The organism is Bosea sp. BIWAKO-01 (assembly GCF_001748145.1).
GTDB lineage: Bacteria > Pseudomonadota > Alphaproteobacteria > Rhizobiales > Beijerinckiaceae > Allobosea.
Window position 1 is genome coordinate 2,674,591 of the sequence record NZ_BCQA01000001.1, and the last position, 25,835, is coordinate 2,700,425.

Here is a 25,835-nt window from a genome sequence, read left to right on the forward strand (position 1 = left end):
TCCTTAGAAGAACCAGCCGGAGGGCTGATGCACGCCGAGGATCTTGACGAAGATGCCCCAGAAGGCGAGCGCCCCGCCGATCGCGATGACGAGCGTCTTCCAGTTGCGCGGCGCGCCCTCGTAGAGCGCGACGGAGCCGATCAGGAGCGCGATCGCCGGCAGGTAGCCGATGATCGGCACCAGCACGACATAGGCCACGCCGAAGGCAAGGAAGCCGAGCGCACGCGGCATCGGCGAGACGTGGTCGTCGTCCTCGGTCGGGGGCGGCGCGCTCGTGGAAGCTCTGGCCGCTGGCGAGAGCGCGCCGTCGATGATGGCACGCGCCACCAGGACCACGCCGAACCCGGCCAGGACGAAGGCCAGGATGCGCGGCAAGCCGCCCGCGCCGACATCGTCGGCGAGCGAGCTTTCCGCGATGTCGCCGATGGCGAGGTAGTACAGGATCGCGATGGCGAGGACGACGAGCCCGCCTGCGAGGTCCTTCAGAGCTGTTCGCTCGGTCATGCCAAGGTCTTTCCCGACGGGTTGCGCACAGAGTCGCTGGGGCGGGGTGTCACTTCAGGACGCCGTTTTCCCTCAGGAAAGCTTCGGTGACGGTGCCGAAGTTCTGGACGAAGCCCTGGTAGCGGGCGTGCGGGATGAAGTTCGCGACCAGGCTCTCGGTCCTGTAGACCTTCTGGTATTCGGGATCGGCCAGGATCTTCGGCACGGCCTCGTCCCAGATCTTGGTGATCGCCGGTGGCATGCCCTTGGGGCCGGCAAGGCCGCGGAACTTGTCCAGGGCGATGGCGTAGCCGGATTCCGTCACCGTCGGGACGTTGGGGAAAGCCTCCATGCGCTTGGCATCGAAAGTCGCGAGCAGCCGGATCTTGCCGGCCTCGAGTTGCGGTCGCAGCTCCGGGATTTCGCCAATGCCGATATCGAGCGTGCCGTTGAGCACATTGATCATCAGATCGCCGCCGCCCTCATGCGAGACCACGGCGGGGGTTACGCCTGCCGCCTTCTTCAGCTGCTCGGCCGCCTGACGCTCCAGTGAGGCCGGGTTCGCCGCGCCCCAGCGTCCCCGCGAGACCTGCGCCTTGTCGATCACGTCCTTGAGGGTCTTATAGGGGCCGTCGGTGCGGGTGTAGATCACCTCCGAGTCGGTGAAGAAGTTCACCAGCGGTTCGACGTCCTTGTAGCCGTGCTGTGTCTTCGAGAGCAGCGAGGTATAGATGTAGGTGGGCGTCGTTGCGTAGAACACGCTGCCATCGGCCGGCGCCGTCGCCAGACGCGAGATTGCACGGGCACCGCTGCCACCCTGCACGTTCTCGATGATGAAGGTCGCCTTGATGTATTTCGGCAGATACTTGGCCATCTCGCGCAGGAAGACGTCGCTACCGCCTCCCGGGCTCGAATGCGTGACGAGCGTCACCACCTTGTGCGGGTAGTCGATCGGTGTTTGCGCGGCAGCGCCGCCTGCCGACCAGGCCGACAGGCTGGCGGCGACGGCTGTGGCGATGGCCAGATGTCGCATGGTTTCTCTCCCTGAGATCGATGAATGGGCCTCCCTGCTTCGGAGAGGCCTCGTTCGATACATGCGGCGGTGCGGATTATTCCGCGCCAGGCCGCCTCAATGCGCGGCAGTGCGGAGCGGCCGGGCTGCCGGATTGGTGTCGAAGACGAGTTGCTCGACGAGCATCTCGATCCGCGGCAGGGCATCGACACCCCAGGCCAGCTCGAGCAGCCTGTTCTGGGCGCCGTCGGTGATCGCGCCCTCGGCGCACATCCGGAATTTGGCCTCGAGATCGGCGTCACTGATCGGGTTGTCCGGGCCGCCGCGATAGCGCTCGTCGGCCCATTGCACGAGCGTCCGGCCGTCCTTGGTCTCGACCTCGATGCGCGAGCGGATCTTGTCGTAGCCGCGCGCATCGATTTCGGGATCGCTGAGGACCTCAGTGCGCTTCTGCATGTCCTGCATCGCCGGCGAGGCCACGAACGCGTCGCTGAACTCGTGATGGCTGGCGCGGCGGCAGAGCGCGATCATCGAGAGCAGCGCGGGCATCGAGAATTTGGCCTGGAGATGGTTCTGCGCCAGCGGATAGCGGATCGGTTCGAGGATGTTCTTGCCGGCAAAGAAACGGATGCGCTCGACCTGCTCGGGCTTGAGGTCGTGCGCGAGCACCAGTGCCAGCATCGCGTCCATCGACTGATGGGTCAGGATGCCGGAGGGGTAGGGCTTGATGCTGATGCCCGGCTCGGCGATCGTCAGCGTCTCACCGAAACCCTGCGGCAGCTTCTCTTCCGAAAGTCCCTCGCCCATCACCTGGAAGAAGCCCCAGGGGCCGTCGAGGGCCGCCGGGTCCGCGGTGAAGCCGCGGGCAGCCAGAAGGGCCGCGGTGACGCCATTCTCCGAGGCGCGCCCGACATGAAGCGGCTTGGTCATCGTGCCGAAATTGCAGCGGATGCCGGCAGCGAAACTCGCCGCGATGCCGAGCGCATGCGCCAACTCCGCACCCGTGAGGCCGAGCAGCTTCGCGGCAGCGGCGGCGGCGCCGAAAGTGCCGACCGTGCCGCTGCTGTGATGGCCACGACGATAATGGCGCGGCGTCATCCATTCCGAGATCTTGCATTCGACCTCGAACCCGGTCTGGAAGGCGAGCATGAGGCGCTTGCCGTCAACGCCGCCAAGGCGCTGCGACAGCACCAGCGCGGCGGTCAGCGGCGGCACCGAGGGGTGGGTCAGCAGGCCATAGACATGGCGCGGGTCGTTCGAAACCTGGGTGTCGTCCCAGTCATGAGCATGGCCGGCGGTGCCGAGCACGCGCGCCGCCAGCGCCGCGGGAACGCGGGTATGGCCACGGCCGATCAGGAGTGCCTCGGCCTTGCCACCGGTTTCCGCCGCATCGGCCGCCAGCATGCGCACCGAGTCCTCAAGTCCACCGGCGAGGTAGAGCCCAAGCGTATCGATGATGCAGCGCCGGCCGATCCGCAGCGCCTCGGCTGACAGGTCGTCATAGCTCGCCCTCTCGATGAACGCGACGGCGGAAGCAGTAACGTGGTTGAGCTCGGTCATGGCGTATCCGGCTTTCTCTTGAACGAAGATCGTCAGTTGGTCAGGCGCGTCGGCTGCGCCTCGGTCTTCCGGTAGGCGGCGAGCAGACGTGCCTTGGCGCGGGCGACATGGTCGGAATGGGCGCGCTGGGCCCGCTCGGGATCGCGGGCGGCGATGGCCTCGACCATCTCGCGATGCTCCGAGTTGGAAACCTCCAGGCCGCCGCCCTGCACCAGGCTGCGGGCACGGAACAGGTGCAGCTTCTTGACCAGCCCGCGATATTGCGCGGCGAGCGTGCCATTGCCGCAGGCATCGATGATGAATTCGTGGAAGGCGAGGTTGAGCGGGTAATAGCGGTCGAAGTCGCGGTGGCGCGCAGCCGCTTCCATCTGCTCGAGATAGTCCCTCAGCCGCGCAACCTCCGCCTCGCTGACCCGCTCGGCCAGGAGCTTGCCGGCGAGACCGAACAATACGGTGCGCACGTCGTAGATCTCGATGGCCTCCTCGACCGCCGGCTGGCGGATGAAGACGCCGCGATTGGGAATCAGCTCGACCAGGCCGAGCCCTTCGAGGGCCCGCAATGCCTCGCGAACCGGGCCGCGGCTGGTGCCGAAGCGGATCGCCAGGTGGTTCTCGTTGACGCGCTTGCCGGGCGGAATCTCGCCGGCCAGGATCGCCCTCTCGATTTCGCGTTCGAGCACGCCCGACAGCGAGCGTGTCCGCAGAATGGTCAGTGCATCGTCTGGAATGGTCATAGGCTCTGATATCAGCGTCTACAGAAAACTGTCAACAGTTTGCAATTCTGAGGTTGCCGTGCTCTCATGAGGTCGTTGCGGCTCCCGGGAGGGAACAGATCGGCGCAGATTCACGTCCCCCGAGACCGATATCGGGACTTGGACCTGCCGGCTGCCGCCGAGGCGCGACGATCCGGTCGGCCACTGCACAACCATTTGAGTGCAGCTCAAGGTTGATCGTAGAATGCTTATTGTTGACAATCTTGAGGGTTGGCACTTAGCTCTTATCAAAATTGGGACGGCGGAGCAGGCCTACCTGCTCGCCGCCGATCCAGAAAAACGGAGCCCGGACCGCTGATGTCCAGGCGATATCGCGTCTGGGAGGATGCTTTGGCGTTTCTGGAACTTGCCGATCTGACGATGCGGTACGGTGCGATGACGGTGGTCGATCGCGTCGATCTGAATGTCGAGAAGGGCAATCTCGTCTGCCTGCTCGGGCCATCGGGCTGCGGCAAGACGACCACCTTGCGCCTCATCGCCGGCTTCATCACGCCCAAGGGGGGCGAGATCCATGTCGGCGGCCGCACCATCTCGTCGGCCGGCTGGAGCGAACCGCCGGAGCGGCGGGGCATGTCGATGATCTTCCAGAGCTACGCACTCTGGCCGCACATGACCGTTCGCGAGAATATCGGCTACGGCCTGTCGCTGCGGAAGATGCAGTCGGCCGAGATCGCCCGGCTCGTCGACAAGATCCTCGACGTCACACGGTTGAAGCCGCTGGCCGAACGCTATCCGGGAGAGCTCTCCGGTGGGCAGCAGCAACGCGTTTCGCTGGCGCGCGCGCTCGTCGTCGAGCCCGAGATCCTGCTTCTCGACGAGCCGCTCTCCAATCTCGACGCCAATCTGCGCGAGGAGATGCGCTTCGAGATCCGCCGGCTCCACGACGCCTATCGCTACACCACCGTCTATGTGACGCACGACCAGGCCGAGGCCATGACCACGGCCGATCTGATCGTGGTGATGAACCAGGGCCGGATCGAGCAGGCGGGCAGTCCGGAAGAGATCTACGAGCGGCCGCAATCGGAATTCGTGGCGCGCTTCCTCGGCGGCACCAACATCCTGAAGGGCCGTTGGCTCGATGCCGATACGGTGGAGTGCGGCCCGCTGAAGCTTCGCTGCGGCACCGGCGATTTCTCGGCCGGCGGGGATGGCGTCGTCTCGGTGCGCCACCATGACATCGTGCTGGACGCCAAGCCCCAAGGCGATGGACCGAACCGGGCGCAGGGCACGGTCCTGCGCCAGGTCTATCTCGGCTCGCATCGCGACTACCTGATCGAGCTTCCCGGCGGCGCGCAGATCCGCACGGTTGCCGAACCGCATCTCGCCATCGACCGCGGCCAACCCGTCTGGCTGCACTTTCCACAGGAGCACTGCCGCGCTCTCGCCCGCTGAACCGGGGGCGCCCGAAAGCAATCTCGCCAACATCATAATAACAATGAGGAGGAACGAGAATGACACGTCCAATGTTCGACAGACGATCCGTAGTGGCCGGCCTTCTGCTCTCGACCGCTCTCGGAAGCCTGCCCGCCCTGGCTCAGGCTCCCGCCCCCTATCAGGTTACGCCGGAACTCATCGCTGCGGCGAAGAAGGAAGGCACGGTCACCTTCTATACCGCGACCGACGTGGCGGTCTCCGAGAAGGTGGGCAACGCGTTTGAGGCGAAATATCCGGGCATCAAGGTGAAGGTCGAGCGTTCCGGTTCCGAGCGCGTGTTCCAGCGCCTCAGCCAGGAATATGGCAGCTCCATCTATAATGCCGACGTCGTCGAAACCTCCGACGCGGTGCATTTCGTCCTGTTCAAGCGCAATGGCTGGCTCGCCCAGGCCGTGCCGGTGGAGGTCGCCAAGGACTGGCCGAAGGAGGCCAAGGATGCGGACGGCTACTATGCGGCCTATCGCGCGCATCTCTCGGTCATCGGTTACAACAGCAAGCAGGTGAAGGCGGAGGATGCGCCCAAGAGCCATGCCGACCTGCTCGATCCGAAATGGCGCGGCCGCATCGTCAAGGCCCATCCCGGCTATTCCGGCACGGTGATGACCGGCACGGACGTCCTCAGTCAGGCGCTCGGCTGGGAGTTTTTCGAGAAGCTTGGCAAGCAGCGCATCATGCAGGTCCAGTCATCGACCGAGCCGCCGAAGAAACTCGCCCAGGGCGAGCGATCGATCGAGGCCGACGGCAACGAATACAACATGTTCATGCTCAAGGAATCCGGCGTTCCCGTCGAAATCGTCTATGCGACCGAGGGCACTCCGATCGCCATCGGGCATGGCGGGATCCTGAAGAACGCGCCGCATCCCAATGCGGCGAAGCTGTTCTACTCCTTCCTGTTCGACCAGGAGACGCAGCAGCTCAACAGCGATTCCGGCGGGCTTCGTTCCTTCCACCCGCGTGTCAAGGAAAAGGAAACGCGTACGCCGCTTTCCAAGATCAAGCTGCTCTATTCCGACCCGCTGAAGCTCGAGCCCAATATCGAGATGATCAAGAAGAAATACGAAGAGTATTTTGGCACATGATCCGTTCCGCGCAGACCCCACGGCGCGGATCTTCCGCGCCGTGCATCGCCCTTTGACGAGAGCTGCACCCGGCGCCAGCGCGCCGCGCGCTGGCGGCGCACGGAGATCCTCATGACAGCGATAACCGGGATCGTGTCCGGAGTTCCCATACGCCACGTCGCCATCGACTGGTCGCGGCCGATCTTCGTGCTGCTCACGGTTATCCTCTCGGTGCTGGTCGTGCTGCCGCTCGCCTGGCTCGGCTACTACGCCGTTACCGATCAGTCCGGCAGCCTCAGCCTCGCGAATTTCAGGGCGCTGGTCAGCGATGCGACGCTGCGCCGGCCGTTCATCGTCGCGATTACCATGGCGCTCAGCGTCGGTGTGCTGTCCTGCGCCATCGCGACGCCACTCGCCTGGATCGTGGCCCGCACCGACATGCCGGGCCGTGCGCTTGTGCGCGGACTCGTTATGGCCTCCTTCGTGACCCCGCCCTTCCTCGGCGCCATCGCCTGGGAGATCCTGGCTGCGCCCAATAGCGGCATCATCAACGCCGTCTACCGCTGGCTGTTCGACCTCGACCCCTACGAGTACCTCGTCGACATCTACACGCTGTCCGGCCTCGTCTTCGCGATCGCGTGCTACACGTTTCCCTATGTCTTCACCCTGGTGACGAACGCGCTCGAACGTGTTCCGACCGAACTCGAAGAGGCATCTGCCATCCTCGGCGGGGGTCTGTGGACGACCTTGCGCAAGGTGACGGTGCCGCTCGTCCTGCCGGCCATGCTCGCAGGCTCGCTCATCGCGGTGCTGCAGGCGCTGACCATGTTCGGTTCGCCGGCCATCCTCGCCCTACCGGCGAATTTCCACGTCATCACCACCAAGATCTGGAGCCTGTTCCAGTACCCGCCCAAGCCCGGGCTCGCTGCGGCGGCGGCGCTGCCGCTTCTCCTCGTCACCATCCTGCTGCTCTGGACACAGAGGCGGATTCTGGGCCGGCGCGGCTACACCACCGTCGGCGGCAAAAGCGGCAGCGCACGCATCACGGTACTCGGGCGCTGGAAGTGGCTGGCTCTCGGCTTCACCTTTCTCATCCTGTCGCTGACGGTGCTGATGCCCTATGCGGCGCTGGTCAAGACCGCGCTCACCCGCACCGTGGCGGAGCCGCTGACCTTCGAGAGCTTCACGCTCCACCATATCTGGTTCGTGTTCTTTGAGTTCTCGGCGACACAGCTCGCGTTGCGCAACACGTTCCTGCTCGGCTTCCTCACCGCGACCATCGGCACGGCGATCGCGCTCGTCGTGGCCTATCTCGTCACCCGCGGCAGCTCGCGCGGAGCTCCGTTCCTCGGCTTCCTCGCGACCGCGCCGGTCGCGATCCCCGGCATCGTCCTCGGCGTCGGCCTCTTCCTCAGTTATTCCAGCCCGATATTGCCGCTCTACGGCACGCTCTGGATCCTGCTGATCGCCTTTCTGACCATCGAGATGCCTGCGGGCTACCAGCAGCTCTCGTCCGCCTTCAAGAGCGTGCATGTCGAGCTCGAGGAGGCGGGGCGCATCCTCGGCGCGACGCGGATGACGACGCTGCGCACCATCACCGCGCCGCTGCTGCGCTCAAACGTTGTAGCGGCATGGTGCTTCGTGTTCATCGGCACGATCCGCGAGCTGTCGGCCACGATCCTGCTGACCACGGCCGACACCAAGCTCGTATCGGTCATCATCTACGACCTCAACGAATCCGGCGATCTTGGCGCGATCTCGGTGCTCGGGATCATGTTGCTGATCGTTTCGTTCGCTGTCGTTTTCCTCGCCAACCGCCTGCCGCTGCTCGGCGGCGCGAAAGTCGCCCCGGTCCGCGGCTGATCAGGCGTCCGGGTAATGGCCGAGCGGGCCGAACAAGGCGGTGCGACTGATCAGGACATGTTCCTCCAGCGCAGCTTCGGCGCCGGCGGGATCGCGTGCCGCGATCCGCTCGAGGATTGTGCGGTGCTCGTCATTCGAGGTCGTCATGCGGCCAGGCATGTCGAGGGTGCGGCGGCGCAGGAGGTGCATCTCGCGATGGATGGCGGCGCATTCGGCTGCGAGGCGGCCATTGCCGCCGAATTCGACGATGGCTTCGTGGAAGCGCAGATTGCCGGGATAGAAGCTGTTGAGGTCGCCGGCTGCCATTGCGGCGTCCATCTCCGCGACATAGCCGGAGAGGATGGCGACCTGCTCGTCGGTGACGATGGGCGCCAGCAACCTGCCTGCCAAACCGTAGAGCGCCGCCCGGATCTCGTAGAGTTCGGCCGCCTCGCGCCCGTCGAGCGCGCGGATGAACACACCACGGTTAACCACGACGTTCACCAGCCCACTTTGCTCGAGCCCCCGGCATGCCTCGCGGATCGGCCCCCGGCTGACCCCCAGCCGGGCAGCGAGCGCGTTCTCGTTGAGGCGCTCGCCGGCACTCAGTTCGCCCCGTTCGATCATCTGCTCCAACTCGTGGCGGATGATCGAGGTCAGGGACTGGTTGCGGCGAAGCTGCAGGGCGGAATCGATATCGAGGCTCATGCACTGGGTTCCGTGTGATTGGCTCAATCTATCAGCCGGAGCCGGCCAATGCCATCGGATCTTAAACTGTTGACAATCAGCAAAAGACAATTAGAGGCTGATGGCCTAGCCTGGAGGACGCCATGAAGACGCCCGATAACCTTTCGCCCTCGGATAACGGTCTGACGCGCTATGTGGCGTCCTTCATCTGCGATGCGTCGCCGGCGGATCTGCCCGGCGACGTCGTCGCACTCGGCAAGAAATCGATCCTCGACGGGCTTGGACTGGCGCTGTCGGGCTCGGTCGCCCATAGCGGCGAGTATGTGCGCCGCCATCTCGCCGATCTGAACCTGGCGAGCGGACCGGCCACGGTCATCGGCTCGCAGCTGAAGGTCGCGCCGCGCTTTGCCGCCTTCGCCAACGGCGTCGGCATTCACGCCGACGATTACGACGACACTCAGCTCGCGGTGGCCAAGGACCGGGTCTACGGGCTCCTCACCCATCCGACCGCACCTGCGCTGCCGGCCGCGCTTGCCATGGGCGAGGCGAAGGGCGCCAGCGGGCGCGATGTGATGCTCGCCTACCATCTTGGCGTCGAGGTGGAATGCAAGATCGCGGAGGCGATCAACCCACGGCATTACCAGACCGGTTTCCACGCCACGGCCACCTGCGGCACCTTCGCGGCGGCCGCCGCCAGCGCCAGGCTGATGAGGCTCGACCTCGATCAGACCTTGCGCGCGCTCTCCATCGCCGGCAGCCAGTCGGCCGGGCTGCGCGAGAATTTCGGCACGATGACCAAGCCCTTCCATGCCGGGCGCTCATCGGAGAGCGGCGTCGCGGCGGCGCAGTTCGCCGAATATGGCTGGAGCGCCACGGACAAGATCCTGGAGGCGCCACGCGGCTTCTTCCGGGCCGCTGGCGGCGGCTATGACGAGGGCGCCATCCTGAACCAGCTCGGTGCGCCCTGGACCTTCGCGGCGCCCGGCATCTCGATCAAGCCGCATCCATCAGGCTCGCTGACCCATCCGGGGATGACCGAGATGCTGCGCCTCATCCGTGAGAACAGGATCACCGCGGAGGCGGTGGAGCGGGTCCGCGTCGGCACCAACCACAATATGCCCAACGCGCTGATCCACCATCGGCCGGCCAACGAACTCCAAGCCAAGTTCTCGATGGAGTTCTGCATGGCGATCCTCCTGATCGAGGGCAAAGCGGGCCTTGCCGAATTCACCGACGAGGTGGTGAACCGCGCCGACGTCAAGGCGATGATCGAGCGGGTCGATTTCGTGGTGGACGATGAGGCCGAGGCCGCGGGCTACGACAAGATGACGACGCTGATCGCCATCACCCTGAAAGACGGCCGGACCATCTCGGGCCGGGCCGATTTCGGCAAGGGAAGCCCGGCCAATCCGATGAGCTACGACGAGGTCTCGGACAAGTTCCGCGAGACCGCAGGCTTTGCCAATCTCGGCCGGGAACGGATCGAGGACGTGATCGCCATGGTGCGCGATCTGGACACGCTGCCCTCGATCGAGCGCCTGATGGCGTCTTTGCGGCTCTGATCATGGCGAAGCTCACCATCGGCGTCCTCAATGGGGACGATATCGGCCACGAGATCGTCCCGGCTGCGGTCGAGGTGACCCGCGCAGCGGCGGCCCGGCACGGGCTCGCCATCGACTGGCGGCCCATGCCGATCGGCCGCGCTGCGCTGGACAGCCACGGCACGACGATGCCGGAGGGCACGCTGGAGACGCTTGCGACCTTCGACGGCTTCATCCTCGGGCCGATCGGTCATCAGGCCTATCCAAAGGGGCCGGGTGCGATCAATCCGCATCCGATCCTGCGCAAGCATTTCGACCTGTTCGCCAATGTCCGCCCGACGCGATCCTACCCCGACATCGGCTGCATCTATGACGATGTCGACCTCGTCATCGTGCGCGAGAACAACGAGGGTTTTCAGCCGGACCGCAATGTCGTGATGGGTTCGGGCGAGTTCCGGCCCAATGACGACCTGACCATCTCGGTCCGCGTCATCTCGCGCAAGGGCAGCCGCAAGGTCGCCCGTGCCGCGCTTGACATCGCCCGGTCGCGGCGCAAGCGCCTGACACTCGTGCACAAGAACACGGTGTTCAAGCTCGGCTGCGGCATGTTCGTGGAAAGCTGCTACGAGGCCGCGAAGGATTATCCCGACGTCACGGTCGACGAGGTGATCGTCGATACCTTCGCCATGCGCCTGGTGCGCGATCCGCAGAGCTTCGACACGGTGGTGACGACGAACATGTTCGGCGACATCCTGACCGATGAAGCCGCGGGGCTGGTCGGCGGGCTCGGCATGGCGCCCGGCCTGTGCATTGGCGAGGGCGGGCTCGCCATGGCGCAGGCGACGCATGGCTCGGCGCCCGACATTGCCGGCAAGGGCGTTGCCAATCCCTATGCAATGATCGAGTCGACTCGGATGCTGATCGAGCATCTCGGCCGGGTCCGATCCCTGCCGCAGGCAGCAGATGCCGCACGCACGATGGAAGCGGCGATCCGCTCCGCGCTCTCGGGGCCCGAGACGCGCACGCGCGACATCCGCGGCACCACCGGCACCCGTGGCATGACCGAGGCGATTGTGAGGGCGATCGGCTAGTTCATGATGTCAAACCGTTGCACGCGGTCCTGAGGTCGAGCGCGTCGAGCCGATATTCGCCGCGTTCGTCTGCGTCGAGCTGGGCGACCAGCCCGAGCTCCCAGGCAAGATAGCGCCGCGCGGCATCGAGATTGCCGTCGTGCCGGTCGTGCACGAAAAACAGATGGTCGATCGCGTCGGCGTCCGCGGGGGCGTCCGGTGAGCTGTCGAGACCAAGCCCCGCAGCGCGCCATTCGCTTGCATCGCCGGTAACCCCGTGAACCGATGTCGCGCCGCCTTCCGCGAGGTCGCGGCTGGCGAGCGCGGTTGCTGTCTCGTCTCCCGCAAGCAGGACGCGCCGGCCTGCCACGGCCGGCAGGCGCGGCCGAATCGACCAGGCGGCGCCCGGCAGATGGCCGGCGCGATAGGCCAGCGAACCGCGCAGGTCGAGCAGCAGGTCTCCGGCTTGCGCGCGCGCGAACGCCTCACCGGCGCTGATTGCAGGCGGTGCAACAAAGTCGGGAGGCGGTTCGCCGACTGGCAGGCGCCAGTCGGCCGGCCAGGACTCGATATCGGGGAGGACATAGGTTTCGTAGCCGAGTTGGCGTAGCCAGAACGCTGCGAGCGCGGCGCGCAGCCCGGTATCGTCGGCCAGGATGACGCGCGCGCGGCGCACGCCGATCCAGTGATCCGTGGCCTGAATGAGCTGGCCGCCGGGCGCGGAGACGGCCGCGGCATGCGGCGTGGCCGCGTGCTCGGCCGGATCGCGCGTGTCGAGAAGATAGGTCGTGCGGCCGGGATCTTCGGCAAGGCCTTCCGCTGCGACGCGGTCGATCCGCGCAATAGCATGCGTACGCATGAAGGCGTCGGCCCGCAGGCGGCTTGCCGCGCGGTCGATCTGCGGCAGAGGGCCGGCGGCAGAGCTATACGCGAGCGCACGGCCCGAGAGCGCCCAGCCCTGCGTCCCGTTTTCCAGGGCCAGCACCACTGCGCCCGGCTGCATCAACGCCAGGCCCGCGGCGCCGATGATGCTGCGTGTCCGCCCGGCGCAGTTGATGACGACGGGGGCTTCCCCCGGACTAAGCGCGTCCCAGCGGTGCGCCACCTCTCCGTTCGGAAAGGAGCGCGAGCCCGGGATTGTCATCTTCGTGTATTCGCCGGCTGAGCGGCCGTCGAAGAGCTGCAGCGGCCGGCCCTGCTCCAGCCAGCTGTCCAGAATGTCCGGACCGATCGCTGGCACGTGCCAATGCTCCTCGACCAGCTCGCCCAGCGTCTTGCTCGGCAGATTCACGCCCTTGAACAGGGTGTAGCCCGCCGCAGCCCAGGCCGGAGCGCCGCCGTCGATCCAGTCGATACGGCCGTAACCCATAGCGGCGAGCCGCGTTGCGGCGCGCTCGGCGACCCCATCGCCCTCGTCGATCAGCACGACTGGCACGTCGCGGCGGGGCACGAGCGCCCCGACCAGCGCCTCCAGCCGGCTATAGGGACAGGGGACGGCGAGGAAGGGATGGCCTTCGCCGTACTGGCCATGCTCGCGCATATCGAGACAGGCGATCTCGCCGGGGGCATGCAGCCGCCGCTTCGCTTCCTGGGGATCGAGCGCCGGCATCAGGCGGCTTCGGCATAGGGCACGGGCTCGCGCCCCGAGAAGAAGTCATGGAAGGCGGCGTAGACGAGGTCGGGTCGGTGCTCGGCTGGGTAGTGCCCGGTCGGAATTGCCCAGCCGCGCACGCCGTCCGCCCATTCCTGCCAGGCTTCGAGCGGCTTGAAATGCCGGCCGCAATGGCTGTTCGAGCCCCACAGGACGAGGACCGGGCAGGCGATCTTGCGCTTGCCGTAATCGGCGGTGTCCATGGCGAGGTCGAGCGTCACTGTCGCGCGATAATCCTCGCAGACGGCGTGAATCTGCTCTGGCGTCGTGCAGCGCGCGTAGTCGGCCAGCGCCTCGGGCGTGAAGATCTCGAGCCCGACGCCCTTCTTGTTGAGCTTGTAGCGGATGTAATAGTCGAGATCGGCGCAGATCAGCCGCTCGGGAAACGGCGCCTTCTGCGCCATGAAGAACCAGTGATAGGATTCCAGCCCCCAGCCGAGGCTCACATTGGTCAGGACGTGATGGGTCGGCACGATGTCGAGGGCGGCTAGCGCGGTGACGCGGTCCGGCCGGTCGAGAGCCATGCGAAAAGCGACGCGCGCCCCCCGGTCGTGCCCTGCAACGGCGAAACGGTCGAAGCCGAGCGCGTCCATCACCTCAAAATTGTCCTCGCCCATGGCACGGAAACTGTAGCCGGCATGGTCCTCGCCACCGTCGGGCTTGGAGCTGTCGCCGTATCCGCGCAGGTCGGTCGCGACCACGGTGAAGTTCTGAGCCAGCGATGGCGCGATCTTGTGCCAGCTCGACAGATTGAGCGGATTGCCGTGGATCAGCAGCAAGGGCGGCCCGCTTCCGGCTATGGCCACCTCGATTTCGGCGCCGCGGGTGCGCAGTTTACGTCGCTCGAAGCCTGCCATCAGCACGGGGCCATGCGGCAGGAGTGGCGGTAGGTCTGCTCCGGGCTCTGATCGTTCCAGCATCATCGGCATTGCTCCTCATCGGATCCCATGCGATGAATATCATATTGTCGACAATAAGCATCTTGAATCTGAGGGACGTCATGGCCGCCATGCAGGATAAGCCTCGCCTCGGCTTCCTCTTCGGAGACGCGACCGGCATCGGGCCCGAGATCGCGGCCAAGGTTCTGGCCGCGGGCCGCTATCGCGAGCATGTTCGGCTCGTGGCGATCGGCGATCGTCGCGTGCTGGAGCAGGGCGCGTGCGATGCCGGTGTTCAGCTCCGTTGGACCGGCGTCACCGAACGCGGCGAGATCGACTGGGAGGCTCCTGAGATCCCGCTCGTCGATCTCGGCAATGCCGATCCGGCCCAGCTTGGACGCGGGCAGATATCGGCTGAATCCGGCCGGATCACAGGCGAGACGCTGGCCCGCGCCATCAGCATGGCGCAGGCCGGGCAGCTCGATGCGATCACCTTCGCGCCGCTCAACAAGGCCGCGATGTTCGCAGGCGGCTGGCGCTTCCCCGACGAGCACAAGCTGTTCGCGCATCTGCTCAGGCATCACGGCTATTTCTCGGAAATGAACGTGCTCGACGGCCAGTGGATGTCGCGGGTGACGTCCCATGTCTCGCTGCGCGAGGCGCTCGACCTGATCGATGCGCGCGCGATCACCGATGCAGTCGAACTTGTCGATCGCATGATGAGGCGAGCCGGGATCGCCAGCCCGCGCATCGCTGTGGCCGCACTCAATCCGCATGCCGGCGAAAACGGCTTGTTCGGCCGCGACGAGATCGAGCTGATCCGGCCGACCGTGGAGCGGATCGCGGCTGGCGGCATCGACTGCACCGGGCCCTATCCAGCCGATACGGTCTATATCCGTGCCTTTGCCGGCGAGTTCGACAGCGTCGTCGCCATGTATCACGACCAAGGGCAGATCGCGACGAAGCTCAGGGGCTTCAATCGCGGCGTTACGGTGACGGCCGGCCTCGACGTCGTCTTCACGACGCCAGCGCATGGCACGGCCTTCGACATTGTCGGCAAGGGTGTGGCCTCGCCCGGCGCGCTCCAGAGCGCCGTCGAACTTGCCGGCCGGTTGGCGACCGTACGCGTCGCCGCCTGAACCGCCGGGCGGGGCGCGGCAATGCCGCTATCCGCCGGGCGCCGGTCAGCTGGCGGTGTGAGCGAGATTGTCGCCGCGGAGCGCCTCCAGCACCGCATTGGTCACCGAGCGCGTGGTCGCTGTGCCGCCGAGATCCGGCGTGTGGTTTGCCGGGTCAGCCGTGACGCGCTCGATCGCGCGCATCAGCCGCGCGGCTGCGTCCGCCTCGCCGAGATGGTCAAGCATCATCACGGCGGACCAGAAGCTGGCGATCGGATTGGCGATGCCCTTGCCGGTGATGTCGAAGGCGGAGCCGTGGATCGGCTCGAACATCGAGGGAAAACGGCGCTCGGGGTCGAGATTGGCGGTGGGGGCAATGCCGATTGAGCCGGCGAGGGCTGCGGCGAGGTCCGACAGGATGTCGGCATGAAGATTCGTCGCCACGATCGTGTCGAGGCTCCGCGGCTTCAGTGTCATGCGGATGGTCATGGCGTCGACCAGCATCTTGTCCCAGGTCACGTCGGGAAACTCGCGCGCCACTTCGGCGGCGATCTCATCCCACATCACCATGCCGTGACGCTGCGCGTTCGACTTGGTGACGACGGTCAGGAGTTTGCGGGGACGAGAGCGCGCCATTTCGAAGGCGAAGCGCATGATGCGCGTGACCCCGCCGCGGGTGAAGATGGCGACTTCCGTGGCGATCTCCTCGGGTTGCCCGCGATGCGAGCGCCCGCCCTGGCCGGCATATTCGCCTTCCGAATTCTCGCGCACGATCACCCAGTCGAGATCATCCGGGGCGACGCCGCGCAGGGGAGGCTCGATGCCCGGCAGGATGCGTGTCGGGCGTACATTCGCGTATTGGTCGAAGGGCTGGCAGATGGCGAGCCTCAGACCCCACAAAGTGACGTGATCGGGTACATCGGGCGCGCCGACTGCGCCGAAATAGATCGCGTCGCAATCGCGGATACGGTCGAGCCCGTCTTCGGGCATCATCCGGCCATGGCGCTTGAAGTAGTCCGAACCCCAATCAAAATGGGTGAAGTCGAACGCGAAATGGCCGGACCGGGCGGCACATAGCGAGAGGATTTCGAGCCCCGCCTCGATCACCTCGGCGCCGATCCCGTCGCCGGGAATGGCTGCAATCCTGTAGGTTTTCATCAGCCTGCTCCGCCCTTGTGTTCCAATGATTGCCTATTGTCGACAATAGAGCTGTATCAGGAATAGTCTACCGGTTGGGCAAGGAAAACTCCGTTCTCAGACGTCGGCTATCCGCGACGGATTGTCGGACTGCGCCAGTATTGGCGCAATCCGGAATGATTAGCTGCTTGACTAATAATTAGCATGCTACATATATGCGTTCTATGGGCGATACCCAATCTGGATTCGAACGCAGCTTCCTGACCGAGCTGACGACCGCCGGCCGCAGATTGCGAACCCTGTTCGACGGGCTTGTGCGCCAGCGCGGCCTGACCCTGTCGCGTGCACGCGCGTTGCTTCATCTGTCGCGCTGCCCGGCGATCAATCAGACGGAACTTGCCAGTCTGCTCGAGGTCGAGGGCCCGACCGTCGTGCGCCTGCTCGATGGGATGGAGAAAAACGGCCTGATCGAGCGGAGCGCTATCGACGGCGATCGGCGGGCGAAGCAGATCAGTCTGACACCGGCTGCCCGACATCAGGTCGAGGGGATCGAAAAGATCTCCGGCGAGATCGGCCGCGACGTGTTGCGCGAGATCGATCCTGCCGAACTCGAGATCGCGATCCGCGTGCTTCGGCAAATGATCCGCAACATGGAGCCTGCGTCCTGAGGCCCATGGCCATGGCAACGACCAACGACATGGCAGTGCGGGCGGAAGGCCGGGCGGATCATTCGCCCGCTACAGTCCAAGAGCCTCCCGCCCCTGAGAACCCGGCTCCGCCGCCGGCAAAGCCCTTTGCCGTTGCCGCGGCCTATGTCGCGGCCGCCGCCCTTCTGATTGGCACACAGGGCCTCGGCATGAACTTCGTGGCGGCCAATACCAGCCAGATCCAGGGTGCCTTCGGGGCGACGCAACTCGAGATCAATTGGCTGATTGCCGCCTATATGGCGCCCAATGTCAGCCTGACCCTGATCCTGACCAAGGTCCGGACCCAGTTTGGGCTCCGCCGTTTCGCCGAGATCGGCATCTGCATCTTCGTCACCGCCTCGCTTCTGCATCTGTTGGCGCATGATCTGCACTCGGCGATTGGGGTCCGCTTTCTCGCGGGCATGGCCGCTTCGCCGATATCGACACTCGGCTTTCTCTATATGCTCGAGGCCTTTCCTCCGGCCAGGAAGATGTCATGGGGCCTGAGCCTTGCGCTGACCTGTTCCGCGGTCACGCCCACAATGGCGCGGCTGATCTCGCCGGTTCTGCTCGATATCGGTCAGTGGCAGGGCCTGTACATGATGGCGATTGGCCTCGCGCTGATTTCGCTTGCCGTGATCTTCTACCTGCCGCTGACGCCGATTCCCCATGCGAAGGTCCTGCAGCGGCTGGATTTCATCAGCTATCCCTTGATTGCGATCGGTTTTGGCCTTCTCGCGGTCATCCTGGTGATGGGCCGCCTGGTCTGGTGGCTGGAAGCCCCTTGGGTCGGCTGGTGTCTTGCGCTGGCCATCCTGTCGCTTGGGCTTGCCGTGGCAATCGAGATCAATCGCGAGACGCCGCTGCTGAATGTGCGCTGGCTGATGAGCCGGGAAATGCTCCATATCACGGCGGTGTTGCTGGTCTTCCGTATCGTGCTGTCGGAGCAGACCTCGGGAGCACTCGCCCTGTTCCAGAATCTCGGCCTGCTCAATGAGCAGAGCAGGGGGCTATATGTGGTGATCCTGCTGGCATCGCTTTGCGGCGGGCTCCTTTGCGGCGCCACTCTCAAGCCCGAGCGCGTGCCTTTGCTGCATGGCGTCGCGCTGCTCTGCATTTGCGCCGGTGCCGCCATGGATAGTCAGGCGACCAATCTGACGCGGCCGGACAACATGTACCTGAGCCAGGCCCTGATCGCGTTTGGCGGCGCGCTGTTCCTGCCTCCCGCGATGCTGACCGGTCTCATGGCCGCGCTCCGGCAAGGGCCGACCTTTATCACCAGCTTCATCGTGGTTTTCCTCTTCACGCAGAGCCTGGGCGGCCTGATCGGCTCGGCCTTCTTCGGCAGCTTCGTCACACTTCGCGAGAAGTTCCATTCCAGTCTTCTCGTCGAGCATCTTTCCCTGTCGGACCCAGCGGTCGCCGAGCGGCTGAGGCAGCTTTCGGCAGTCTATGGAAAGCTGCTCACTGACGGGCGGCTGCTGAATGCCGAGGGGGTCGCCCTGTTCGCCCAGCAGGCCAGCCGCGAAGCCAATATCCTCGCCTATAACGACGCGTTTCTGCTCATCGCGGTCCTGGCAGGAACCGCGTTCGGCGGACTGATCATCCATCTGCTCTACGCAAGACTGCGCAGCGCCAGGTTCTTCTCGCGCCCGGCCGAAGCCCTCTGAACTGAAACCAGCCATCATGTCGAAAGCCGTTCGCTCACCTGGAACCCTGATTGCGCTGCTGGTCGCGGCAGCCGGTGTGCTGCTCGTGCTTTACGCCTGGCGGCTGCCGCCCTTCGCCAGCTCGGTCGAGAGCACGGAGAATGCCTATGTCAAAGGGCAGGTCACGATCATCAGCCCGCAATTGGCGGGCTATGTGAAGAACGTCGCTGTTCAGGACTTCGAAACGGTGAAGGCTGGTGACCTCATCGTGCAGATCGACGACCGGATCTATGAGCAGCGTGTGCGGCAGGCGCAAGCCACTCTTGCCGGCCAGCAGGCCAGCTTGGCCAATGCCGATCAATCCCAGCGCGCTGCCGAAGCGCGCCTGCGCTCCGGCGAGGCCCAGATCGCGAGTGCGCAAGCGGCGGTCGAAACTGCGCAAGCCAATGCGGGGCGCATCCTCGCCCTGCGCGAGAAGGGGATTTCGACCCAGAGTGCGGCCGATCAGGCCAGTCTGGTGCTCGACCAGGCCCGCGCCGGCCTACGCCAGGCCGAAGCGGCCCTCGATGTCGCCCGGCAGGATCGGCAGTCCATCATCGTTGGGCGTGCCGGGCTGGAGGCAGCGGTGCGCAATGCCGAGGCAGCCGTGCAATTGGCCGCGATCGATCTGCAGAACACCCGCATCCTGGCGCCGCAGGACGGCAAGATGGGCGAGATCGGCGTGCGGCTCGGGCAATATGTTGCTGTTGGTACGCAACTGGCGTCGCTGGTTCCGGCCAGAAAATGGGTGATCGCGAACTTCAAGGAAAACCAGCTCTCCGGGATGAAGATCGGTCAGCCGGTCACCTTTACGGTCGATGCACTGCATCACGCCCCGTTGACCGGGCATGTCCAGGAGTTCTCGCCAGCCACGGGCTCCGAGTTCAGCATCCTGAAGGCCGACAACGCGACGGGTAATTTCACCAAGATCGCGCAGCGGCTGCCGGTGCGGATCGCCATCGACCAGGACCAGCCTTTGACGGAGGATCTGGCGCCCGGCATGTCGGTCATCGTCAGCATCGACACCGCCACACCCGTTGAGGCTGCCGTCAAACTATCCAGCGCCGACAAGCAATAACATAGGCCTGCAAACGACCAGGGGGGCAATCGTGGACTTCTGGATCACCCTCGCTCCAAATGGCTGCGGCGATCCAGAAATCCCCAAGTCCCGAAAGCGCCGGGACAGCAGGTGCCGGCGGCAGACAGGTTCGTGGTTGAATCAGGCGGTGGAGCCTGATCGCGGGCCGCGCTTGGCGCGCGGCGGCTTTGCGGGGACGGGTGCGGCCGGGGCCACCTTGGCCTTGCGACCCAGGCCCGATGCCTTTGCAAGAGCGGCCCGGGCCTCGGAATAGTTCGGCGCGACCATCGGATAGTCTGAGGGCAAGCCCCACTTGGTGCGATATTGCTCGGGAGTGAGATTGTAGGCCGTACCCAGATGACGCCTGAGGGATTTGAACGACTTGCCGTCTTCCAGGCAAATGATAGCGTCCGGCGTTACCGACTTCTTGATCGGAACGGCCGGTACGAGCGCGACCGGCGCCGGCGGTATTTCGGGTCTGGCTCCGAGCTGCGCGAGCGCGGAATATGTGCTCGAAATCAAGCCAACGAGCTCGCTGCGCGGGACATTATTGTGTGCGACGTAGGCTGAAATAACCATTGCCGTGAGATCAATATAATTTTCGTCTTCGTTGGCCATGGCTTTTCCCAATGTAGAGTATTGCGTTCAACCCCAATCTAACCTGTCAAGGGTTGTGTTTGCAATACTCAATCTGACTAGGCGTCTATTCCGGTTATCAGAGACCTTCTTATTCTGCCGATCCAGCACGCACTGGCCTATTGAACTGGGTGATGACGCGCCTGTTCGAGACTGGCCTTGACCAGCATGGCCTCCAGCGAGGCGAGAACTTCTGGCACCATGAAGAGGGAGATTTCGTTCTTCCCATCGACTTCCAAGGCGATTACGGCACCCAGTGTCGTGTCAGCGCTGACTGTAACGTGCTTCACCTTGATCACTGCAAACTCGCGCGTCGGCTTCTGCGGCATTCTCTCACCCCCGATCCTTGATCTGTGCTCATCATTCGATATCAGCTTTCAACCTATTCACAGCCGCCTCGGCACACGCCTTGGCGTCGTGGTCCTCGCGACCGGTTGATGTGAGGACGAGGCCGGCCAACACGCTCTCCTCGCCGGAACCCTTGATGCAGCCGGTCAGTCCCTGAACGTGTTCGACGGCGCGGGCGATGTTCAGGTGATCGCGGAGCCTGTCAGCTGGCTACCGTCACCTCCGGTCCCTTCGCGAGCAATGCCTTGCGCGCCTCATAGTCGACGATCGCGGCCCTGAGAGCTTGCAATTCCAGAGCTTTCGCCGAATTGGGCTGCGCATCCTCGATCTGGCCGATGCGCAGAAGCGCATACCGGTAATCCTCATGGCAGGTGATGCAGACGCTGTGTGTTTCCGGTTTGAGTTCAGTAACCGCGGTCATCGGATCTCTCCTTCCGTGGCTGATCCCAGAGAACTAGTTTGGACGGTTGGGGTTTCAAGAGGGTGTGGCGCTGTCGCGAAGCGTGCCGCGCCTGCGTTCAAAGGCGGTCGCAAGGGCTTCGGCTTCGTCCGCCCTTCCCGGGTAGAAGCGCGCATTGAAACGGCTGGCTCCGGTCATATCCGTGGTGCCTCAAGGGCCTGCCAGAAGGGTATGGGCCACGGGAAAGGGATGTCTCGCGGGGCCCTGGATTTCTATATGAAGGCGGAGTTTCGACGCGGGCCGCAATCGGGGCCGAGGCACCCAGGGTTTGAGGGATATGGGACAATCCACACCCGCCACGGCCGTGTTGAAAGCGGGCGGCGTTTCTTTCGAGCTCCGAACCTATGAATACGACTCCAATAGCGATCGCGTCGGTCTCCAGGCGGCCCAGTCTCTGGGTGAGCCACCCCATCGTGTCCTGAAGACACTGATCGCACAGGTCGACAACACGCCAGTTTGCCTTGTTCTCCCATCGGACCGTGAGGCAAGCATGAAGAGGGTGGCCGCTGCCCTTGGAGGCAAGAGCGCGCGTATGCTGGCGCCGAGCGATGCCGAGCGTCTGACAGGGTATAAAGTCGGCGGCGTCAGCCCATTCGGTCAGAAGCGCAAGCTGAGGACCCTTGTCGAGATCACGGCCGTCTCCGAGCCTTATGTCTTCGTCAATGGAGGGCTACGCGGCTTGCAGGTCAGGCTGGCCCCGGACGACCTTGTCCGCGCAAGCAATGCGGCGGCGGTCGCGATTGTTTCCTAGCGGCGATCGTCCCGGGCTCGGCTTCTACGGCGATCGCGACGGCTTTGTTGGATCGAATGCGGCGTTGAACGCCGCCGCTCGCAAATCTGGCCCCGGGTTCCAATGCAGCGGCCGAACACCATGGGAGGTGCCGCAGCCATGTGCTCCCAGTCTCTTCCGCCCCGCTTGCCTCGACGCCTCCTGACGTCGCTTGACAGGTTCCGTCGATCAAAACTAGGCTAACATAGTTATGCTTCTTATTCTGTAATTATAGAATAAATCCATACGAGGCGGACCGCCTCGCGTAAGGGGAGCGTGCCGCCATGACAGACGTCGTCGACAGCAAACGGAACCTGCTCAAGGCCGGCCTTGTCGGGGGGCTTGCCCTTGCGGCGGCGTCCAGTTCGGCCAGGCAGGCGGCGGCACAAGCCGCTCCCAACAGCCTGCTGCGGACTGTTCTCGATCGGGGCAAGCTGATCGTCGGTACGGGTTCGACCAATGCACCCTGGCATTTCGAGGATGAGAAGGGACAGCTCGTCGGCATGGACATCGCCATGGGGCGGATCCTCGCCAAGGGGCTCTTCGACGACGACAAGAAGGTCGAGTTCGTCAGGCAGGATGCGGCTCAACGCATTCCCAACATCAATACCGGGAAGGTCGACATCGTCATCCAGTTCATGACGATGTCACCGGCGCGGGCGCAGCTCGTCGCGTTCTCCCGACCCTATTATGTCGAGGGCATCGCGCTGTTGACGCGCCCCGACAGCGACAAGAAGAGCTTCGACGCCCTGCTCAAGGCGGGATCGGGGGCACGTGTCTCCATCCTGCAGAACGTCGATGCCGAAGCGTCGGTGAAGAAGGTCCTGCCGCAGGCGACGGTCATGCAGCTCGACAGCCAGGCCAATGTCGTCCTTGCGCTCGATTCAAAGCGTGCCGATGCCGCCGCCGTCGATCTCTCTACCGTCTGGTGGCTCGCGAAGCGCCACCCCGACAAATATGCCGATGCCGGCAAGTCCTGGAACTCCATGCTGTATGGCGCGGCCATGCGCCAGGGCGATCCGGACTGGGTGCGCTTCGTCGACACCACTTTCGGGATCGCCATGTACGGCCACCAGAACGAGATCTTCGATGCGGCGATCAGCGATTATTTCGGTCTGACGCCGCCGGTCCGCGAGACGGGGCTGCCGAAATTCTGACGGCGGTTTCCGCGGTCGCGCTTCGCCGACCCATGCGCTCGCCGCTGGCGCGTAGCAGGGCGGCGAAGTCGCCTGCACGGCCCGTGACGAGACAGCTCCCGGCATGACGAACTATCACTTCAACTTCGCGATCGTCTGGCGCTACGCCGCGAAGCTGTTCGATGGTCTCCTGCTCAGCATCGAACTCGCAATCGCGACGATCGCGATCGGTATGGTGATCGGACTCGTTCTGGCGCTCGTCGAAATGGACGGGCCGCGTTGGGTCAGGCCGTTCATCCGGGGCTATGTCGAGTTCATCCGCAACGTCCCGCTGCTGTTGCTCGTCTATCTCGTCTTCTACGGTGTGCCGAGCGCGATCGACCTGCAATATGACGCTACCACCTCGTTCGTCGTGACGCTGGCGATCTATTCCGGCGCCTATCTGGTCGAGGTTCTGCGCGCGGGGTTCGAGGCGGTGCCGAAAGGGCTGATCGAGGCTGGCAAGGCGATCGGTCTTACGCCAGTGGGCGTACTCATCCATGTCCGGCTGCCGACGGCGCTGCGCATCGCGCTGCCGTCGCTCTCGAACACCTATGTCTCGCTGTTCAAGGACACCTCGATCGCCTCGGCGATCGCCGTGCCCGAACTGGCCTATGGCATGCGCTGGATCGAGACGCAGACCTTCCGGACGGTCGAGGTCTATCTGCTCGCGACGCCGATCTATCTCGTCACCAGCTACGCCATCCTGCTGCTGCTGCGGCTGGCCGAGCGGCGCTATGCCATCACGCGGTGAGCGACCATGACGTTGTTCCTGCAGACACTTCCGTTCCTGCTCGATGGCCTGCGCATCACGCTCCTGGTCTCGGCCGGCGTGATCGTGCTCTCGCTGCTGATCGGTGTCCCGCTTGGCTGCGTGCTCGCCTTCGGGCCCCTCTGGGCGCGGTTTCCGATCCGGATCTATGCCGACTTTGTGCGCGGCGTGCCGATCCTGGTGCTGCTCTATTTCGTCTATTATGGCCTGCCGGCGATCAAGGTGAACCTGCCGAGCCTGACCGCCGCGATCGTGGCATTGACCGCCTTCAAGTCCGCCCAGGTCATTGAAATCACCCGCGGCGCCTTCCAGTCCATCCCCAGAGGGCAGACGGAAGCGGCGAAGTCGATCGGGCTCGGCCTCCTCGACCGCTTCGTCCATGTCCTTGCGCCGCAGGCGATCCGACGCTTCCTGCCCCCCTTCGTCAACAGCGTCGTCGATACCGTGAAGGGCTCCTCGCTCGTCTCCCTGCTGGGGATTGTCGACCTGATGCTCGCGCTGCAGCAGGTGATCGGACGCACCCATGTGGCGTTGCCGCTCTATGTGATGGGGGCGCTGATGTACTTCGCCATCAACTATCCGCTTTCGACGCTGAGCAGGCGTCTCGAGAAGCGCTTCATCTGAGCGGAAGGACGATCATGATCGCGACGCCCGACGAGCCGGTGATCCGCATCAAGGGCCTGACCAAGTCCTTCGGCGCGCACCAGGTGCTGAAGGGCATCGATCTCGATGTCGGCAAGGGACAGGTGATCGCCGTCATCGGTCCGTCCGGAAGTGGCAAGACGACCTTGCTGCGCTGCATCAACTTCCTCGAGGAATATGATGGCGGCTCGGTCCGGATCGATGGCGTGGAGGTCGGCTATCGGGATGACGGCGCCGGCCGCCGCCGGCGCAGCGACCGGGAGCTCGCCAGCATCCGGGTCGACGCGGCCATGGTCTTCCAGCAGTTCAACCTGTTTCCGCATCTGACGGCGGCTCAGAATGTCATGCTCGGGCTGATGAAGTCGCGCGGCAAGAGCAAGGGCGAGGCTCGGCAGATTGCCGAGAAATGGCTCGGGCGCGTCGGCCTCTCCGAGAAGCTCGACGCGCTGCCCTCGCAATTGTCCGGTGGGCAGCAGCAGCGGGTCGGCATCGCGCGAGCGGTTGCGATCGAACCGAAGGTCCTGCTGCTCGACGAGATAACCTCGGCCCTCGATCCAGAGCTTGTCGGCGAGGTGCTGGAGGTCGTCCAGGAACTGGCTGCGGAGGGCCGCACGATGATCCTCGTCACCCATGAAATGGCCTTCGCCAGGGAGGTCGCCGACCGCGTGGTGTTCACAGACCAGGGACTGATCGCGATCGATGCGCCGCCGAAGGCCGTCTTCGACGAACAGTCGAATGAGCGCTTGCGGGCCTTCCTCTCGCGTTTCGCTGCCTTTCGGCACGCTCATTGAGCGGTCGACAGGCGCCCTGAACCCGATCCGACCGAGTTCCGCGATGCCGTCTCCCTCCGATCTTGCTCCTTCCTCCGATCTTGCGCTGTCGCCCTATGATAAGCTGGCACAGCTCGGTCTGGAGCTGCCGCAAGTGCCGACGCCGATCGGCAATTTCACCACACATGTCCGGGAGGGCGCGCTGCTCTACCTGTCCGGCCAGGGCCCGACACATGAGGATGGCCGCATCCACACAGGCAAGGTCGGCGCCGACGTCTCGGTCGAGGAGGCATATGCTCATGCGCGCCTGACGGGGCTGAACCTCATCGCGGTGCTGCACACGGCGCTCGGCGATCTTCGAAAGGTCAGGCGCATCGTCAAGGTGCTCGGCATGGTCAATGCCACGCCGGACTTCGCCGATCATCCCGCTGTCATCAATGGCTGCTCGGACCTCTTCGTTGCGGTCTTTGGCGATGCTGGCCGGCACGCGCGTTCGGCGGTCGGGTTCGGCTCGCTGCCGCGCCGTATCACCGTCGAGATCGAAGCGGTCGTCGCGGTCTCATGATG

At 64.6% G+C, this 25,835-nt stretch carries 26 protein-coding genes; 15 read left to right on the forward strand and 11 right to left on the reverse strand.

Annotation, left to right across the window (positions count from 1 at the left end):
• Positions 1 to 3 precede the first annotated feature (3 nt).
• The 4 genes from BIWAKO_RS12425 to BIWAKO_RS12440 form a co-directional block, all read right to left on the reverse strand.
• Positions 4 to 504 (reverse strand): tripartite tricarboxylate transporter TctB family protein, encoded by a 501-nt coding sequence (locus tag BIWAKO_RS12425; protein ID WP_069878939.1) that lies wholly within the window; start codon positions 502 to 504, stop codon positions 4 to 6.
• 49 nt (positions 505 to 553) lie between these two features.
• Positions 554 to 1,516 (reverse strand): tripartite tricarboxylate transporter substrate binding protein, encoded by a 963-nt coding sequence (locus tag BIWAKO_RS12430; RefSeq protein WP_084651284.1) that lies wholly within the window; start codon positions 1,514 to 1,516, stop codon positions 554 to 556.
• 96 nt (positions 1,517 to 1,612) lie between these two features.
• A complete protein-coding gene (locus tag BIWAKO_RS12435) occupies positions 1,613 to 3,055 on the reverse strand; it encodes an MmgE/PrpD family protein (protein WP_069878940.1) in 1,443 nt (480 codons plus the stop codon).
• A 32-nt stretch (positions 3,056 to 3,087) separates the two neighbouring features.
• Positions 3,088 to 3,789: an FCD domain-containing protein gene (locus BIWAKO_RS12440; protein WP_069878941.1), complete on the reverse strand. Its 702-nt coding sequence runs from the start codon at positions 3,787 to 3,789 to the stop codon at positions 3,088 to 3,090.
• Positions 3,790 to 4,125: 336 nt separating this feature from the next.
• Here BIWAKO_RS12440 and BIWAKO_RS12445 point away from each other — a divergent pair, with 336 nt between their 5' ends.
• The 3 genes from BIWAKO_RS12445 to BIWAKO_RS12455 all read left to right on the forward strand — a co-directional run bounded on the left by BIWAKO_RS12445 (position 4,126) and on the right by BIWAKO_RS12455 (position 8,183).
• Positions 4,126 to 5,220 carry an ABC transporter ATP-binding protein gene (locus tag BIWAKO_RS12445; RefSeq protein WP_069878942.1) on the forward strand — a complete coding sequence of 365 codons (1,095 nt, stop codon included), beginning with the start codon at positions 4,126 to 4,128 and terminating at the stop codon, positions 5,218 to 5,220.
• 59 nt (positions 5,221 to 5,279) lie between these two features.
• Positions 5,280 to 6,341 (forward strand): ABC transporter substrate-binding protein, encoded by a 1,062-nt coding sequence (locus BIWAKO_RS12450; protein ID WP_069878943.1) that lies wholly within the window; start codon positions 5,280 to 5,282, stop codon positions 6,339 to 6,341.
• 111 nt (positions 6,342 to 6,452) lie between these two features.
• Entirely contained in the window at positions 6,453 to 8,183 is a 1,731-nt protein-coding gene (locus tag BIWAKO_RS12455) for an ABC transporter permease (protein ID WP_069878944.1), read from the forward strand.
• Here the strand turns inward: BIWAKO_RS12455 and BIWAKO_RS12460 are convergent, their stop codons facing one another.
• Positions 8,184 to 8,870, reverse strand: a complete 687-nt coding sequence (locus tag BIWAKO_RS12460; protein ID WP_069878945.1) for an FCD domain-containing protein — start codon at positions 8,868 to 8,870, stop codon at positions 8,184 to 8,186.
• 122 nt (positions 8,871 to 8,992) lie between these two features.
• On the opposite strand from BIWAKO_RS12460, the gene BIWAKO_RS12465 reads away from it, so the two are divergent.
• Positions 8,993 to 10,411: an MmgE/PrpD family protein gene (locus BIWAKO_RS12465; protein WP_069878946.1), complete on the forward strand. Its 1,419-nt coding sequence runs from the start codon at positions 8,993 to 8,995 to the stop codon at positions 10,409 to 10,411.
• 2 nt (positions 10,412 to 10,413) lie between these two features.
• Complete coding sequence (locus BIWAKO_RS12470; protein ID WP_069878947.1) at positions 10,414 to 11,481, forward strand: isocitrate/isopropylmalate dehydrogenase family protein; 1,068 nt, start codon at positions 10,414 to 10,416, stop codon at positions 11,479 to 11,481.
• A 1-nt stretch (position 11,482) separates the two neighbouring features.
• Here the strand turns inward: BIWAKO_RS12470 and BIWAKO_RS12475 are convergent, their stop codons facing one another.
• Both BIWAKO_RS12475 and BIWAKO_RS12480 read right to left on the reverse strand, forming a co-directional pair.
• Positions 11,483 to 13,069, reverse strand: a complete 1,587-nt coding sequence (locus BIWAKO_RS12475) for a rhodanese-like domain-containing protein (protein ID WP_069878948.1) — start codon at positions 13,067 to 13,069, stop codon at positions 11,483 to 11,485.
• Positions 13,069 to 14,031, reverse strand: coding sequence for an alpha/beta fold hydrolase (locus BIWAKO_RS12480; protein ID WP_069882413.1), 963 nt, complete (start codon positions 14,029 to 14,031; stop codon positions 13,069 to 13,071). The genes BIWAKO_RS12475 and BIWAKO_RS12480 overlap by 1 nt, the downstream gene beginning before the upstream one ends.
• A gap of 80 nt (positions 14,032 to 14,111) precedes the next feature.
• On the opposite strand from BIWAKO_RS12480, the gene BIWAKO_RS12485 reads away from it, so the two are divergent.
• Positions 14,112 to 15,128 carry a PdxA family dehydrogenase gene (locus BIWAKO_RS12485; protein WP_084652226.1) on the forward strand — a complete coding sequence of 339 codons (1,017 nt, stop codon included), beginning with the start codon at positions 14,112 to 14,114 and terminating at the stop codon, positions 15,126 to 15,128.
• Positions 15,129 to 15,173: 45 nt separating this feature from the next.
• On the opposite strand, the gene BIWAKO_RS12490 is transcribed toward BIWAKO_RS12485, so the two are convergent.
• Positions 15,174 to 16,265: a tartrate dehydrogenase gene (locus BIWAKO_RS12490; RefSeq protein ID WP_069878949.1), complete on the reverse strand. Its 1,092-nt coding sequence runs from the start codon at positions 16,263 to 16,265 to the stop codon at positions 15,174 to 15,176.
• Between the two features lie 194 nt (positions 16,266 to 16,459).
• On the opposite strand from BIWAKO_RS12490, the gene BIWAKO_RS12495 reads away from it, so the two are divergent.
• Genes BIWAKO_RS12495 through BIWAKO_RS12505 form a run of 3 tightly spaced genes read left to right on the forward strand, consistent with a single transcriptional unit; the run spans position 16,460 to position 19,696 of the window.
• Positions 16,460 to 16,912 carry a MarR family winged helix-turn-helix transcriptional regulator gene (locus tag BIWAKO_RS12495; protein WP_244523428.1) on the forward strand — a complete coding sequence of 151 codons (453 nt, stop codon included), beginning with the start codon at positions 16,460 to 16,462 and terminating at the stop codon, positions 16,910 to 16,912.
• A gap of 11 nt (positions 16,913 to 16,923) precedes the next feature.
• A complete protein-coding gene (locus BIWAKO_RS12500; RefSeq protein ID WP_244523429.1) occupies positions 16,924 to 18,600 on the forward strand; it encodes an MFS transporter in 1,677 nt (558 codons plus the stop codon).
• Positions 18,601 to 18,616: 16 nt separating this feature from the next.
• On the forward strand, positions 18,617 to 19,696 hold the full coding sequence (locus BIWAKO_RS12505; protein ID WP_069878951.1) for an HlyD family secretion protein: 1,080 nt from the start codon (positions 18,617 to 18,619) through the stop codon (positions 19,694 to 19,696).
• Positions 19,697 to 19,837: 141 nt separating this feature from the next.
• Here the strand turns inward: BIWAKO_RS12505 and BIWAKO_RS12510 are convergent, their stop codons facing one another.
• The 3 genes from BIWAKO_RS12510 to BIWAKO_RS12520 form a co-directional block, all read right to left on the reverse strand.
• Positions 19,838 to 20,314: a Ros/MucR family transcriptional regulator gene (locus BIWAKO_RS12510; protein ID WP_069878952.1), complete on the reverse strand. Its 477-nt coding sequence runs from the start codon at positions 20,312 to 20,314 to the stop codon at positions 19,838 to 19,840.
• Positions 20,315 to 20,451: 137 nt separating this feature from the next.
• Positions 20,452 to 20,661: a hypothetical protein gene (locus tag BIWAKO_RS12515; RefSeq protein WP_069878953.1), complete on the reverse strand. Its 210-nt coding sequence runs from the start codon at positions 20,659 to 20,661 to the stop codon at positions 20,452 to 20,454.
• A 221-nt stretch (positions 20,662 to 20,882) separates the two neighbouring features.
• A complete protein-coding gene (locus tag BIWAKO_RS12520; RefSeq protein WP_069878954.1) occupies positions 20,883 to 21,101 on the reverse strand; it encodes a hypothetical protein in 219 nt (72 codons plus the stop codon).
• Between the two features lie 316 nt (positions 21,102 to 21,417).
• On the opposite strand from BIWAKO_RS12520, the gene ybaK reads away from it, so the two are divergent.
• The 6 genes from ybaK to BIWAKO_RS12550 all read left to right on the forward strand — a co-directional run bounded on the left by ybaK (position 21,418) and on the right by BIWAKO_RS12550 (position 25,833).
• Complete coding sequence (gene ybaK / locus BIWAKO_RS12525; protein WP_069878955.1) at positions 21,418 to 21,891, forward strand: Cys-tRNA(Pro) deacylase; 474 nt, start codon at positions 21,418 to 21,420, stop codon at positions 21,889 to 21,891.
• 302 nt (positions 21,892 to 22,193) lie between these two features.
• Positions 22,194 to 23,066, forward strand: coding sequence for a transporter substrate-binding domain-containing protein (locus tag BIWAKO_RS12530; RefSeq protein WP_069878956.1), 873 nt, complete (start codon positions 22,194 to 22,196; stop codon positions 23,064 to 23,066).
• A 103-nt stretch (positions 23,067 to 23,169) separates the two neighbouring features.
• On the forward strand, positions 23,170 to 23,838 hold the full coding sequence (locus tag BIWAKO_RS12535) for an amino acid ABC transporter permease (RefSeq protein WP_069878957.1): 669 nt from the start codon (positions 23,170 to 23,172) through the stop codon (positions 23,836 to 23,838).
• A 6-nt stretch (positions 23,839 to 23,844) separates the two neighbouring features.
• Positions 23,845 to 24,480, forward strand: coding sequence for an amino acid ABC transporter permease (locus tag BIWAKO_RS12540; RefSeq protein ID WP_069878958.1), 636 nt, complete (start codon positions 23,845 to 23,847; stop codon positions 24,478 to 24,480).
• A 14-nt stretch (positions 24,481 to 24,494) separates the two neighbouring features.
• Entirely contained in the window at positions 24,495 to 25,289 is a 795-nt protein-coding gene (locus BIWAKO_RS12545; protein WP_069878959.1) for an amino acid ABC transporter ATP-binding protein, read from the forward strand.
• 43 nt (positions 25,290 to 25,332) lie between these two features.
• Positions 25,333 to 25,833: a RidA family protein gene (locus BIWAKO_RS12550; protein WP_069878960.1), complete on the forward strand. Its 501-nt coding sequence runs from the start codon at positions 25,333 to 25,335 to the stop codon at positions 25,831 to 25,833.
• The last annotated feature ends 2 nt before the right edge of the window (positions 25,834 to 25,835 follow it).